Origin of the sequence: Amycolatopsis jiangsuensis (genome assembly GCF_014204865.1) — a bacterium.
GTDB classification, from domain to species: domain Bacteria; phylum Actinomycetota; class Actinomycetes; order Mycobacteriales; family Pseudonocardiaceae; genus Amycolatopsis; species Amycolatopsis jiangsuensis.
On record NZ_JACHMG010000001.1, the window covers coordinates 5,990,098 to 6,003,701 of the forward strand.

The 13,604-nt window shown below is 70.5% G+C and carries 14 protein-coding genes; 6 read left to right on the top strand and 8 right to left on the bottom strand.

The genetic code is table 11. The features are described from left to right. The first annotated feature begins 80 nt into the window (after positions 1 to 80). From BJY18_RS27180 to BJY18_RS27190, 3 genes are all read left to right on the top strand, one after another. Positions 81 to 1,547, top strand: a complete 1,467-nt coding sequence (locus tag BJY18_RS27180) for an NCS2 family permease (RefSeq protein WP_184782769.1) — start codon at positions 81 to 83, stop codon at positions 1,545 to 1,547. A 62-nt stretch (positions 1,548 to 1,609) separates the two neighbouring features. After that, entirely contained in the window at positions 1,610 to 2,041 is a 432-nt protein-coding gene (locus BJY18_RS27185) for a MarR family winged helix-turn-helix transcriptional regulator (protein ID WP_184782770.1), read from the top strand. A gap of 413 nt (positions 2,042 to 2,454) precedes the next feature. Beyond that, the gene (locus tag BJY18_RS27190) at positions 2,455 to 3,705 is read left to right on the top strand and encodes an MFS transporter (RefSeq protein WP_184784869.1); all 1,251 of its coding nucleotides are present in this window, start codon (positions 2,455 to 2,457) and stop codon (positions 3,703 to 3,705) included. Between the two features lie 343 nt (positions 3,706 to 4,048). Here the strand turns inward: BJY18_RS27190 and BJY18_RS27195 are convergent, their stop codons facing one another. From BJY18_RS27195 to BJY18_RS27215, 5 genes are all read right to left on the bottom strand, one after another. After that, on the bottom strand, positions 4,049 to 4,861 hold the full coding sequence (locus tag BJY18_RS27195; RefSeq protein WP_184782771.1) for an arylamine N-acetyltransferase family protein: 813 nt from the start codon (positions 4,859 to 4,861) through the stop codon (positions 4,049 to 4,051). Positions 4,862 to 4,960: 99 nt separating this feature from the next. Then, positions 4,961 to 5,584: a superoxide dismutase gene (locus BJY18_RS27200; protein WP_184782772.1), complete on the bottom strand. Its 624-nt coding sequence runs from the start codon at positions 5,582 to 5,584 to the stop codon at positions 4,961 to 4,963. 179 nt (positions 5,585 to 5,763) lie between these two features. Continuing rightward, a complete protein-coding gene (locus BJY18_RS27205) occupies positions 5,764 to 6,438 on the bottom strand; it encodes a biliverdin-producing heme oxygenase (RefSeq protein WP_184782773.1) in 675 nt (224 codons plus the stop codon). A gap of 70 nt (positions 6,439 to 6,508) precedes the next feature. Next, positions 6,509 to 7,126 (bottom strand): TetR/AcrR family transcriptional regulator, encoded by a 618-nt coding sequence (locus BJY18_RS27210; RefSeq protein ID WP_184782774.1) that lies wholly within the window; start codon positions 7,124 to 7,126, stop codon positions 6,509 to 6,511. 50 nt (positions 7,127 to 7,176) lie between these two features. After that, positions 7,177 to 8,673 (bottom strand): glutamate-cysteine ligase family protein, encoded by a 1,497-nt coding sequence (locus BJY18_RS27215; RefSeq protein WP_184782775.1) that lies wholly within the window; start codon positions 8,671 to 8,673, stop codon positions 7,177 to 7,179. 217 nt (positions 8,674 to 8,890) lie between these two features. Here BJY18_RS27215 and BJY18_RS27220 point away from each other — a divergent pair, with 217 nt between their 5' ends. The 3 genes from BJY18_RS27220 to BJY18_RS27230 all read left to right on the top strand — a co-directional run bounded on the left by BJY18_RS27220 (position 8,891) and on the right by BJY18_RS27230 (position 10,737). Then, on the top strand, positions 8,891 to 9,697 hold the full coding sequence (locus tag BJY18_RS27220) for a TrmH family RNA methyltransferase (RefSeq protein ID WP_184782776.1): 807 nt from the start codon (positions 8,891 to 8,893) through the stop codon (positions 9,695 to 9,697). A 68-nt stretch (positions 9,698 to 9,765) separates the two neighbouring features. Further along, complete coding sequence (locus tag BJY18_RS27225) at positions 9,766 to 10,365, top strand: DUF2537 domain-containing protein (protein ID WP_184782777.1); 600 nt, start codon at positions 9,766 to 9,768, stop codon at positions 10,363 to 10,365. 18 nt (positions 10,366 to 10,383) lie between these two features. Beyond that, on the top strand, positions 10,384 to 10,737 hold the full coding sequence (locus BJY18_RS27230) for an MmcQ/YjbR family DNA-binding protein (RefSeq protein WP_184782778.1): 354 nt from the start codon (positions 10,384 to 10,386) through the stop codon (positions 10,735 to 10,737). Between the two features lie 3 nt (positions 10,738 to 10,740). On the opposite strand, the gene sepH is transcribed toward BJY18_RS27230, so the two are convergent. The 3 genes from sepH to BJY18_RS27245 all read right to left on the bottom strand — a co-directional run bounded on the left by sepH (position 10,741) and on the right by BJY18_RS27245 (position 13,583). Continuing rightward, complete coding sequence (gene sepH, locus BJY18_RS27235; protein ID WP_184782779.1) at positions 10,741 to 11,577, bottom strand: septation protein SepH; 837 nt, start codon at positions 11,575 to 11,577, stop codon at positions 10,741 to 10,743. Positions 11,578 to 11,754: 177 nt separating this feature from the next. Beyond that, positions 11,755 to 12,918, bottom strand: a complete 1,164-nt coding sequence (locus BJY18_RS27240) for a sensor histidine kinase (RefSeq protein ID WP_184782780.1) — start codon at positions 12,916 to 12,918, stop codon at positions 11,755 to 11,757. 5 nt (positions 12,919 to 12,923) lie between these two features. Next, entirely contained in the window at positions 12,924 to 13,583 is a 660-nt protein-coding gene (locus tag BJY18_RS27245; protein ID WP_184782781.1) for a response regulator transcription factor, read from the bottom strand. Positions 13,584 to 13,604 lie beyond the last annotated feature (21 nt).

The following is a 13,604-nucleotide window of genomic DNA, read 5'->3' on the forward strand; positions in this document are numbered from 1 at the left end:
GAGCCCGTAACGTCCGGGGCATCGGTCGGTTCATCCACGGGGTGCAGCCTACCCGGGCGATCAGCGAGACAGGCAGGGAAATGGCGGAACAGCGCGAGCGGCGGGCCGGGTCCACTCTGGACCGCTTCTTCAGGATCAGCGAACGCGGGTCGAACACCGGGCGGGAGATCCGCGGCGGCGTGGTCACGTTCGTGACGATGGCCTACATCGTGGTGCTCAACCCGCTGATCATCGGCAGTTTCGCCGCGAACACCCCGTCCGCGCACCCGGACGTGCTCGGCAACATCCTGCCGGTACCGCAGGTCGCCGCGGTCACCGCGCTGGTCGCCGGGGTGCTCACCATCCTGATGGGCCTGGTCGCGAACTACCCGTTCGGCATCGCCGCCGGGCTGGGCATCAACAGCCTGCTCGCGGTCACCATCGCCCCGCAGATGAGCTGGCCGGAGGCGATGGGGCTGGTGGTCATCGAGGGCGTGATCATCGTGCTGCTCGTGCTCACCGGCTTCCGCACCGCGGTGTTCCGCGCGGTGCCCCCGCAGCTGAAATCGGCCATCGCGGTGGGTATCGGATTGTTCATCTGCTTCATCGGGCTGGTCGACGCCGGATTCGTGCGCCGGCTGCCGGACGCCGCGAACACCACCGTGCCGGTCGGTCTCGGGATCGACGGTTCGATCGCGTCCTGGCCGACCGCGGTGTTCGTCGTCGGCCTGCTGCTCACCGCGATCCTCGTCGCCAAGCGGGTCAAGGGCGCGATCCTGATCGGGGTGCTCGGCTCGACCGTGCTCGCGATCGTGGTGGAGGCGATCGTCAAGGCAGGCCCGTCGAACGGCTCCGATCCGAAGGGGTGGAACCTCGGCTACCCGGCGCTGCCGGACAACGTCGTCGGGCTGCCCGATCTGTCGCTCGTCGGCGACGTGTCCTTCGGGGCCTGGACGCGGCTGCCGATCATCACCGTGGTGCTGCTGGTGTTCACGCTCGTGCTCGCCGACTTCTTCGACGCCATGGGCACCATGACCGGTCTGGGCAAGGAGGCCGGGCTGGTCGGCAAGGACGGGCAGCTGCCGAACGTCGGTCGCGCACTGTTCGTGGAAGGGCTCGCCGGTGCGGCCGGCGGCTTCGGCTCGGCCAGCTCGAACACGGTGTTCGTGGAATCCGCGTCGGGGATCGCCGAGGGCGCGCGCACCGGGCTGGCGAACGTCGTGACCGGCGTGCTGTTCCTCGCGGCCATGTTCCTCACCCCGCTCTACCAGGTGATCCCGGTCGAGGCCGCGGCGCCGGCGCTGGTCGTGGTGGGCGCGCTGATGATGGCGCAGGTCCGCGACATCGACTTCACCGACTTCTCCGTGGCGCTGCCGGCCTTCCTGACGATCGTGGTCATGCCGTTCACCTACTCGATCGCGAACGGCATCGGCGCGGGCTTCGTGAGCTACGTGGTGATCCGCGCGGTGACCGGGCGGGCCCGGCAGGTGCACCCGTTGCTGTGGGTGATCGCGGTGGCCTTCGTCGCCTACTTCGCGGTCGGCCCGATCCAGGCCGCGCTGTCCTGACCGGCGCGAGTTCGCTCACTCGTGGGAACGGCCGGACGGGGTCGTGAGGTATGCTAACTAATATGTCCGGCGATCCGCACGAGCGCTCCCTGGCGAGCCGCCTGCGTCTCGCAGTGGTCCGGCTCAACCGCCGGCTCCGGGCACAGCGGGTGGGCGACGACGTCTCGCTGACGCAGATCGCCGCGCTGTCCACCCTGCACAAGTGCGGTCCGCTGACCCCAGGTCGGCTGGCCGCGAAGGAAGGCGTCCAGCCGCCCTCGATGACGAGGGTGATCGCCGCGCTCGAGGAGAAGGGTTTCGTCGAGCGCCGCCCGCATCCGACCGACGGCCGGCAGGCCATCGTCGAACTCTCCGACGACGGGCTGGCGTACGTGCGCAAGGCCATCTCGGTACGGGAGGCGTGGCTGGACCGGCAACTGGCCGAACTCGGCGAGGAAGAGCGCGAGGTGCTCTCCCGGGCCGCGGAGATCATCGACAGGATGGCGGGGAACTAGCACAGGTGAGGGCCACGGGTAGCGAAACAGGACGTCCGACCGAAACCATTGCTACCCGGGAGACGGCACCACCGTCCGCCCCGCCAGGCCCCGCCGCCCCCACGGACCGCCCGGACGCCGAGGCGGACTCCGCACCGGATCCGGCGGAGGGAACAGACCGCGCGTCGCGGCCGGACGCCGGGATGAAGGCGGCGCCGGCGGGTGGGGCAGGCCGCGCACAGCGGCCGGAAGCGGGACCCACAGGTGAACCAGACCGCGCGTCGCGGCGAGAAGCGGATGCGGCGGAGGGACCGAGCCGCGTGTCGCGGCCGGACGCAACGCCGGCGGGGGAGCCGGGACCGGAGTCCGAGCCGAAGGCGCAGCCGGCCGGGGAGGCCGATCCGGAGCCCGGGGCGAAGACGAACCGGCGCGGCATGTTCTCCTCGCTGCGGGTGCGCAACTACCGGCTGTTCTTCACCGGCCAGGTCATCTCGAACATCGGTACCTGGATGCAGCGCATCGCCCAGGACTGGCTGGTGTTCACCCTCTCCGGCAACAACCCGGTGGCGCTCGGCGTCGCGGTCGCGTGTCAGTTCACGCCGACGCTGCTGCTGTCGCTGTGGGCCGGTGTGCTGGCCGACCGGGTCGACAAGCGCCGGCTGCTGATGATCATCCAGGCGGCCAACTGCGTGCAGGCCGTCCTGCTCGGCGTGCTCGACCTGGCCGGCGTGGCCCAGCTGTGGCACGTGTACCTGCTGTGCGTGCTGCTCGGCGTCACCTCCGCGATGGAGGTGCCCACGCGGCAGTCGTTCGTGGCCGAGATGGTCGGCCGCGACCAGGTGGCCAACGCGGTGGCGCTGAACTCGTCGATCTTCAACATGGCGCGCATCGTCGGGCCGGCGATCGCCGGGTTCGCCATCACTTGGGTGGGCACCGGCTGGCTGTTCATCGCCAACGCGGTCAGCACGATCGCGGTGATCACCGGCGTCGCGCTGATGAATCCGGCGAAGCTGTTCCGTGGCCCTGCCGTTCCGCGGGCGAAGGGACAGCTGGTGGAGGGCCTGCGCTACGTGCGACGGCGGCCCGACCTGATCACGGTGATGGTGCTGGTGTTCTTCGTCAGCACGTTCGGCATCACCTACTTCACGTCGCTGCCGATCGTGGCCGCCAACGTCTTCCACACCGAGGCCGACGGCTACGGCCTGCTGTCCACGCTCGTCGCGGCCGGAACGTTCACCGGGGCACTGGCGTCCGCGCGGCGGGGTATCCGGGGACGTCCGCGGGTGCGGCTGCTGGTGATCTCCGGTGCGGCACTCGGCCTGTTCGAGTTCATCACCGCGTTCCTGCCGACCTACCTCGCCTTCGGCATCGGCCTGATCCCGCTCGGCTTCGCGACGATCACCTTCCTGAACACCGCGAACACGCTGGTGCAGACGTCCGTGTCCCCGGAGATGCGCGGCCGCGTGATGGGTCTCTACGTGCTGGTGCTGATCGGCGGCAACCCGATCGGCGGCCCGATGACCGGCTGGATGGCCGACACCTTCGGCGGGCGCTCGCCGTTCTACATCGGCGGCGCGCTCTCGCTGATCGCGGCCGTGGTGTGCGCGCTGGTGCTGATCCGCCGCGGCGGCGTGGCACTGCCGGTCCGCCGCTTCCGCACCGGCCCGCGAATCCTCCAGCGCTGACCCACCCGCTTGCCGGCCGTGGAGCCTCCTTCGGGAACTGAAGGAGGCCTCCACGGCTTTTCGGCATGCCAAGGTCTCACTCGGACGAGTGAGACCCGGGTCTCCGGAGAGACGGTCTTGCGGAGGCTGGTGAGGTTAGGCTAACCTCATACATGTCCGCTTCGTGGTGGGAGCGGCAGTCAGTTCGGGAACGGACGGAGCCCCGCACCTGGGAACCCCGGGTGCGGGGCTCCGTTCATGTGGGGCCTGCGTTCAGGTACGGCTCCGTTCAGGTGCAACTCCGGTCGGATGCGGCTCCGTGCGTCCGCGGCCGATCAGGCCGGCCGGCTCGCGAAGCTCCGCCTCAGGTCGGGTTCATGGTCGGGTTCTGCGCCGGGGTCGTCAAGGGATGGTCGCCGGGTGGTACGGGCAGGCGGGTCAGCCGGAGGCCGAAGTAGACGCGGTAGGCCAGCCGGACCGCGGCCTCCGTGGGCAGTTCCACCTCGTTGCGCACGCCGTCGACCGTCTCGATCAGCCGGTCGCCGGACAGCGTCACCCGGCCCTGCGCGGTCGGGCGGGAGCAGGTCAGGCTCTGCGTGAAGTGCGAGTCCGGAGACGTCGACTGCCACCAGGCCATCGGCGCGAAGTCGGACAGCCGGCGCGGGCGGCGCTCCACGCGGTACTGGCGTACGCCGTCCTGGAGCACGTCCACGTCACCGTGGGGTGCGTCCAACAGCAGGTACTCGCCTTCGGAGTCCGGCTGCGGGTCCACTGCGGACAAGCGCAGCGGCTGCCTGCTGAAGCGGCCGAAGCCGACGTCGACGAGCCATTGCTCGCCCTCGATGCGGACGAGCACGCAGGCGTGGTCCAGCGGCGGACCGGGCACGCCGTCGTCGTCGAAGACCTGCGCCGCGTGCAGGGTGGCCACGAAGCCGAGCTCGCGCAGCAGCGCGGCGAACAGGCCGTTCAGCTCGTAGCAGAATCCGCCGCGGTGGTGGCGCACGATCTTGTCGAACAGTGCTTCCTCGGTCAGCTCGATCGTCTCGCCGAGGTGCACGCTCAGGTTCTCGAACGGGACCCGGGCGAGATGGCGCTCCTGCAGCACACGCAGGGCGGCCAGATCGGCCGCGGCGGGCACCGGCAGGTCCAGGCGGGCGAGGTAGGCGTCGACGTCCATGCACCCACTCTCACACCTCGAGTGCACTCGAGGTCAAGCGAAATACGAACGGGGCCCCTCCGGATGGAGGAGCCCCGTTCGGCTGAAAGCGTGACGCGCTCAGCTCAGCAGCAGACCGTTGCCGCCGGCGACCGCGTTGTCGAAGCGCTTGCTGATCTCCGCCCAGTTGAAGACGTTCCACAGGGCCTTGACGTAGTCCGGCTTCACGTTCTTGTAGTCCAGGTAGAACGCGTGCTCCCACACGTCGACCAGCAGGATCGGCACGGTCGGCAGGATCAGGTTGTTGTGGTGGTCGCGCAGCTGCTGGGTGATCAGCGTCTTGCCGATCGGGTCCCAGGAGAGCGCGCCCCAGCCGTTGCCCTGGATCGTGGTGGACACCGCGGTGAACTGGGCCTTGAACTTGTCGAACGAGCCGAACGCCTCGTCGATTGCGGCGGCCAGCTCACCGGTCGGCTTGTCGCCGCCTTCCGGGGAGAGGATCTTCCACCAGACGACGTGGTTGGCGTGCCCCGCGAGGTTGAACGCCAGCGTGGTCTCGAGGCCGACGATCGAACCGAAGTCGTTCGCTTCGCGAGCCGCCTCCAGCTTGTCCAGCGTGTCGTTCGCGCCCTTGACGTAGGTCGCGTGGTGCTTGCTGTGGTGCAGCTCGTTGATCTCGCCCGAGATGTGCGGCGCGAGGGCGCCGTAGTCGTAGTCGAGTTCGGGCAGCTCGTAGCGGGCCATTGGCCCTCCTAACTGTCTTCGACGCAAGTTCGTACTGTCGAACCTAGTAGCACACCGGGGTTCCCGGCGAGCGGGGGCAGTGTCGTCCCACGGACCGACACGGCGTACCCGCACGCGGGCGATGTGAAACCGAGCCTCGTACCTCCAGCTAGCTGGAGGTCAACGTGGTGTGACCGGGTTCATCCCTCCGCGGCCGCACCCAGCTCCAGTTCGGTGGCCAGCTCGTCGAAGATCGCGATGTTGTGTTCGAACGCGACGGTGCATTCGCCGATCACCCGGTCGCGTTCCGCGTCGGTCCATGGTGCCACGTCGAGCTTCGCCCGGTACCGGTCCCGAAACGCGGGCGCGCTGCCGATCGCGTCGAAGTGGTAGAAACGCGCGCCGTCGGCGGTCAGCCCGAACTTCTTCTCCAGCAGCCGCCGGATGGCCTGGCCGCCGGCGATGTCGCCGAGGTAGCGGGTGTAGTGGTGGGCGACGTAGCCGCCGGCCCAGCCGGACGCCTCGGCGATCCGCGCGGTGTAGGCCTCGGTGGCCGGCAGTGGCCGGATCTCGGTGCGCCAGCCGGGACCGAGCAGATGTGCCAAATCGCTCTCCAGCGCGGGCAGCCGGCGCAGCTCGTCGAACACGAACTCGCGACCCACCGCGTCCGCGGTCATCGCGTCGCTGGCGCGCTCGATGGCCCGGTAGATGAAGTAGTACTGGACAGCCAGCCGGGTGTAGCCCGCCAGCGGCAGTTCCCCGCCGAACAACGCGCCCATGTATCGCGAGTGGTTGGCCTTCTGGTGCACCGTCCAGGTGGAGGCGCGCAGGCGCTTGGAGAACGGGGGTGCGTCGAGGTCCGCGGTCATCGACATGGTGGCCCTCCGGCGTCGATCTGACAAGCTGTCAGAAAGAGCGTAGGCCCCAACTCCGGCTTAGGCCAGCCTAATCCGGCGCGGGGCCGGAAATCTCCACCGAACCGACTGCCTGCAGCACGAACCGCACGGCCGTCTCCATCACCTCGGGCAGCTGCTCCGGGGGCACGTCGATCACCTGCCGGCTGCCCAGCGCCGCGGTGATCATGGCGACCACCACGTCCACATCCTGGGCGGGCCAGCTGCCCGCGTCGACGCCGGCCAGCAGCACCGCCCGCAGCTGTCCGGTGATCGGGTCGGCGTGCGCGCTGATCCGCTGGTACGCCGTGGGCGCGAGCGCCGACTCCAGCGCGGTGCCCGGCGGGAGGTGGTGTTCGGCGAGCACGCGCAGCTGCAGCCGGACGAACGTGGCCAGCTGCGCGACCGGGTCCGGTTCCGCCTCCACGGCGTCCCGCAGCCGGTCGACGTAGCGCGCCGCCTCCTCCTCGACGAAAGCGACGAGCAGGCTTTCCTTGTCCGGGAAGTGGTTGTACAGCGCGGTGCGGCCGACCCCGGCCGCCGCGGCGACGCCGGCCAGCGTGACCGCGTCGAACCCGCGTTCGTAGAGCTGCTCGCGCAGCACCGCGAACACCCGCGTGCGCACCTCGCGGCGATGGGCTTCGAGTGAGCCACCGAGCACCTTCGGCATGCACCCACCCCCTTCCGGTGAAAAACACTGTAGGGGAAAAGGTGCCGTACTCAGTCGGTGAGCGGCCAGGTGTGCACCGGTTCACCGCCGGCCGAGAGCTCCAGGTACCGGCCGAGCATCCGGTTCAGCGCCGTCTCCCGGTCGGCACCCTGGTCCTCCGCGCGGCGCACGTAGTCCCGCTGCCAGGCCGCGCCGCTGCGCCGGGCGAGGCACCGGCGTTCGATGATCCCCAGGTAACGCACGCGGGCCTCGTCGGAAACGCCGGAGCGCCGCAGGCCGTCGTGCGCCAGCGGCAGCAGGACGCGCAGGGCCAGCTCGTCCGGCGGGATCCAGCCGATGCCCGGCCAGTACAGCTGCGCGTCGAACCCCTTGCGTGCGCCGGCGTACAGGTTCTCCTCCGCGGCCTGGAACGACATCTGGGTCCAGACCGGACGCTCCTGCTCGGCCAGTGCGCGCTGGGCACCGTAGAAGAAGGCGGCGTTCGCGACGATGTCGGCCACCGTCGGTCCGGCCGGCAGCACGCGGTTCTCCACCCGCAGATGCGGCAGGCCGTCGACCACGTCGTAGACCGGCCGGTTCCACCGCCAGATCGTGCCGTTGTGCATGCGGAGTTCGGAAAGCCGTGGTGCCTGCCCGGATTCCAGCGCTTCGAGCGGATCCTCCTCGTCGGTTTCCGGCAGCAGACCGGGGAAGTAGCGGACGTTCTCCTCGAACAGGTCGAAGATCGAGGTGATCCAGCGCTCGCCGAACCACACCCGCGGCCGGACTCCCTGGTTCTTCAGCTCCTCCGGACGGGTGTCGGTGGCCTGCTGGAACAACGGGATCCGGGTTTCGTGCCACAACGCCTTGCCCAGCAGGAAAGGCGAATTGGCGGCGAGTGCGATCTGCGGGCCGGCCAGGCACTGCGCCGCGTTCCAGTGCGCGGCGAACTCTTCCGGGGCCACCTGCAGGTGCAGTTGCACCGAGGTGCAGGCCGCCTCCGGGAGAATGGATTCGGCGAAGCTGCGCAGCCGTTCCGGTTGCGCGCCGGGCAGAGCGGCACCGTCCATGGTGAGCGCGAGCCGTTCCCCGCGGGCGGCGAAGATCTCGTCGTTGAGTGACGAGTAACGCGTCTTGTTGGTGAGCCATTTCTGGTCGAAGTGTTCCTGGGCCAGGGTGGGCAGGATGCCGATCATGGCGAGGGTGGACCCGGTGTCGGTCGCCGTGCCCGCCGCCTTGCCGAGGTAGGCGTTCAGATCGTTTTCCAGTTGCAGCGCGGAATCTCCGGCCAGCGGCCGCGGCGGCACGTTCAGCTCCAAATTGTGCTGACCGAGTTCGGTGGTGAACGACGGATCGTCCAGTGCTTCCAGCACCGCCGAGTTGGTCATCGACGGACGCAGCCGTCCGTCCACCAGGTTCAGTTCCACCTCGAGCCCGATGTTCTTGCGGGGAAAGGAAAAGCTCCCATCGGTGAGCATCCGGGCGAGAGTGTCGAGACATCGCTGCACTTTGCGGCGGTACCGTCCGCGGTCGAGAAGGCGTGGAGTGGCCGATAGATCCGTACCCATGTCTTGACGCGCTCCTAGGCTGCTGTCCGCGGATGTCCGGGGCGGGGACTGCCAGGCCGACCACCGTCGCACAGCCGGTGCGCCGCGGCTAGCGGCCAAACTGGTGCTGTCGGTCACGGGGGGTGGACCGCCGGAGCGGAATCCGCCGTTCGTACCACGGGGCGCCGGTCGTTCGGACCAGCAGGCGCCGCTGGGCGCGGATGCGAGACTGTCCGATGTGGCTGAACTGATCTTCACCGAGGACGGCGCCCATCCGGGGCTCGACGACTTTCGCGACCTGTCCACAGCGGACCGCCGTCCGGACCGCCCGGGCGGGCGGGGACTGGTGATCGCGGAAGGCACGGTGGTGGTCGGCAGGCTGCTCGCGTCGCGGTACCCGGTGCGTGCGCTGCTCGGTGTACATCGTCGGGTCCGCGAGCTGGAGGGCGCGCTCACGGATCTGGACGTACCCGCCTACGTGACGTCCGCGGAGACGATGGCCGGGGTCGTGGGTTTCCATCTCAACCGCGGCGTGCTGGCGGTGGCGGACCGTCCGGTTCCGCCCACGGTGGGCGAGATCGTCGACCGCGCGAAGGTGCTCGCGGTGCTGGAAGGCGTGGGAGATCACGAAAACCTGGGCGCGCTGTTCCGCAACGCGGCCGCACTCGGCGTGGACGGCGTGCTGCTCGGGCCCGGCTGTTCGGATCCGCTGTACCGGCGCAGTGTGCGGGTGTCGATGGGGCACGTGCTCCGGGTGCCGTTCGCGTCCTTCGACGCGTGGCCCGACGGGCTGGATGTCCTGCGCGACCGTGGTTTCCGGGTGGCGGCGCTCACCCCGCGGCCGGATTCGATACCGCTGCGCGGGCTGCGGGACCAGCTGCCCGGCCCGATCGCGCTGATGCTGGGTGCCGAGGGCCCGGGGCTGAGCGAGGAGGCGATCGCGGCGGCCGACGTCGCGGTGCGGGTCGAGATGGTGGCCGGCGTGGATTCGCTGAACGTGGCCACCGCGGCGGCCATCGCCTTCCACGAGGTCGCCGCGGGTTGAGCGATTCCGGCAGGGGCATCCCCCACTAAGGTGGCATTCGCCGGACGTTCCCGGCGCGGAAGGACACCATGGAGCTGCGGATCCGGGGCGAGCACGCGGTGCTCGCCGGGCCCGGCGGCGAGCAGGGGCGGGAGGTCGACCCCCGGCGGCTCGCGATCGGTGCGGACCTCGCCGAGGCGTTGCACGAATGGGCGCGCGTCGCGTCCGCCGTGACGCGAGCCGAAGCGGGTACCGACGCCGCGCGTGCGGTGGTGGCCCAGCGCGGCCGTCAGCTCGCCGTCCGCCTGGCGGCGGTGATGGGCACGCAGGTCCGGTTCGTCGATCCGGTGACCGGAGCCGAGACGGTGATCGAGCCGCCGGCCCGCGAACGGGGGCCACGCCGGGCGGGCCGGTCGAGCGCGGCTCCCGAGCCGACGCCGTGGTTCACCGGTCTGACGGTGTCGTTGTTCTCCGCCATCGTGGTCGTCGTCGCCATGCTTGCCCTCGCCGGCACCCTCGCCCGCGAGACGAGCGGCTGGCTCGCCGTGGTCGCCGCTCTCGTGGTGACCGGCGGCATCGTGCCCTCGCTGTGGCTGGGCCGCCGCGTGCCGATCCTGCGCTGGGCCGTGTACGGCGTGGGTGGCGGACTGGTCGTGGCCTGGGCCGGTGTGCTGGCGACGGTGTGGTGAGCGGCCGATACTGGGCCGATGGCACCGCTGGAGGAACTGCGAGCCCTGTGCACGGCCCTGCCCGAGGTCACCGAGCGGCTGAGCCACGGTGAGCCGACCTGGTTCGTCCGGGGGCGCACGACGTTCGTGATGTACGCCGCCCGCCACCACGACGACCGGCTCGCGTTCTGGTGCGCCGCGCCGCCCGATGTGCAGGAGGAGCTGGTGAGCACCGAGCCGGACCGCTTCTTCCGCCCGCCCTACGTCGGGCACCGCGGCTGGCTCGGCGTACGCCTCGACGTGGAGGTCGACTGGGCCGAGGTGGACCACATCGTGCGCGAGGCCTACCGGCAGGTGGCGCCGCCGTCGCTGGCCGCCCTGCTGGACGGCTGAGGGTCAGCCCCGCTGGGTGCGGACCCCGAGCAGCACGTCCTCCCAGGACGGCACGATCGGGTGGTTCTTCTTGGGCTTCGTGCGCGGCTGCTCGGCGCCGTCCTCGTCACCGGGCACGCGGGGGATCTCGCGGGTGTCGTCGTCCTCGTCCCGTTCCCCTGGACCCTCGATCTCCGGCACTTCGTCGGTCGAGTCGAGCGTGGGCTGCACCACGGCATCGCGCGCGGGCTCGAGCGCGCGCACGGTGCGGGGCGCCCGGTAGGCGTTCGGGTTGAGCAGGACTTCGGCGTTCTCGTCGAGCGCGTGCACCGTGCCGCCGTGTGCACCGGGGGAGAACGACCAGTGCGCGCGGTTGTCCGAGCGCCCGGCCTTCCAGCGCAGCACCACGACCCACTTGCCGTCTTCGCCGCGCCAGGCGTCCCACTGGGCCTGGCCGTAGTCGTGCCCGCGCACCCCGAAGGCGTACGCGATGACCTCGCCGAGGGTCTGCACGTCCGGCCCGTCCTCGCGGACCGGGTGCGCGCTCTGCGCCAGCTCCGCCGTGCGGGAGCGCTCCAGAAGCACCGGGTAGGCGAACCGCTCCACGCGCTGTGCCGAGACACCCGCGCTGCTCGCGACCTGGTCGACGGACTCGCCGGCGCGGATTCGCGCCTGGATCTCGCGTGGCCGCATCTGGCTCTCCAACTCGATCTCGATCTGGCCCAGCCGGGCGATGTCCCCCCTCGCCGCTGCTCGCAGCCTCTCATCCGCCGGGAGCAGGAAGCGGGTACGGCTCGCCGGGTCCTCGAGCACGAGGGACTTTCCGTCCTCGTGCAACCCGACCACCCGCAACGCCCGCATTTCTCGCCTCCCCGGTCTTCACCTTTGTGGGTGTCCACGTTAGAACGGCGCGTCGGCTTGACCGGTGAGGCGCGCCGAGGCGCCCGGCGTCCGCCGCCGCAGGTGATCATCTTCTCAGCCGCGCCGGTGAGGCGAGTGCCGTGACACGCCGGACACGTTCCGTCACGAACGAGTGGATTACCCGTGCGGCGGCAGCCGGACCGAGACGACCAGCCCGCCCCGCGTGCCTGGCCGGGCGTGTGCCTCACCGTCGTGCGCACGCGCCACCGACGCGACGATGGACAGGCCGAGCCCCGCGTTGCGTGCATCCCCGGTGCGCTCCGCGTCCAGCCGCCGGAACGGCTCGAACAGCCCGGCTGCGGCCTCGGCGGGCACCACCGGCCCGGAGTTGCGGACGGTGAGCGCCGGATCGCCGCCGACCTCGACGTGCACCCAGCCCCCGCGGGTGTTGTAGGTGATGGCGTTGACCACGAGATTGGTCACGAGCCGTTCGAGCAGTACCGGATCGCCCGCGACGGTCCGTGCCGGCAACCGGGTCTCGACGGTCACGCCTGCCTCCGCGGCCTGCCCGGCGGTCGCTTCGACCACGCTGGTGACCACCTGGTCGAGCCGTACCGGAGACCGGCTGGCCAGCCCGCGGTCACTGCGCGCGAGCACCAGCAGGCCCTCGATCATCCGTTCGCTGCGTTCGTTGGTGAGCAGCAGGTGCTCGCCGAGCTTGCGCAGCTCCGGACCGGCCTGCGGATCGGCCAGCGAAACCTCGATCAGCGTGCGCTGCACGGCGAGTGGAGTGCGCAGCTCGTGGGAAGCGTTGGCGACGAACCGTTTCTGGCTGTCGAAGGCCTCGCCGAGCCGGTCGAGCATGCCGTCGAAGGTGTCCGCGAGCTCCTTGAGCTCGTCACCCGGGCCGTCGAGGTTGATCCGCCGGTCGAGCCGTCCCGCTTCGAGCTTCCGTGCGGTGGAGGTGATCGTGTGCAGCGGCCGCAGCGTGCGGCTCGCCATGATCCAGCCGAAGAACACCGCCAGCGCGGCCGCGACGAGCAACGCGATCGCGGACCCGACGAGCAGCGTGGACAGCGTGGTGGAGCGGTAGTCCGAAACCACCGACACCGCTGTGATGGTGTCGGACGGCGCCGGTCGCGCGGGCAGCGCCGGGCTGATCTGGACGGCGGAGCCGGCCGACTGCGTGAGATCCACGACGGGGCGGGTGGCGACGAACCCCGCCGCCTCCGGCAGCGAACTGTTCACCAGCAGATAGTTGATCACCAGCAGGGCCAGCCCGGCGAGCAGGAACAGCCCGCCGTACAGGGCGGTGAGCCGGGTACGGATGGACAGCCGCATGCGCTTCACACGCCGAACCGGTAGCCCGCGCCGGGCACGGTCTCGATCACCTGCGGTTCTCCCAGTTTGCGGCGCAGGGTCATCATGGCGACCCGCACCGCGTTGGTGAACGGGTCGGCGTGCTCGTCCCAGGCCTTCTCCAGCAGCTCCTCGGCGCTGACCACGGCACCCTCGGCTCGCATCAGTACCTCCAGCACGGCGAACTCCTTGGGCGAGAGCGAGAGGAACCGGCCGGCCCGGGACGCCTGGTGCCGGGGCAGGTCGAGCACCACGTCGCCGCGTTCCAGCACCGGCGGCAGCGCGGGCCGCGCGCGGCGGCCGAGCGCCTGCACCCGGGCCACCAGCTCGGCGAACACGAACGGCTTGGTCAGGTAGTCGTCGGCACCGAGGCCGAGCCCGGCGACGCGGTCCATCACGTCCGCGGCCGCGGTCAGCATCAGCACCCGCGCCTGCCCGCCCTGCTCCAGCAGCGCCCCGCACACCTGGTCGCCGTGCACCAGCGGCAGATCCCGGTCCAGCACGACCACGTCGTAACCGTGCACCCCCACCCGCTCCATCGCCTGCCGCCCGTCGTAGCACACGTCGACGGCCATGGACAGCCGGCGCAGGCCCTCGGCGACCGAATCGGCGAGCAGCCGCTCGTCCTCCACCACCAGTACCCGCACCGGCTCATTTCTACCGGGTGG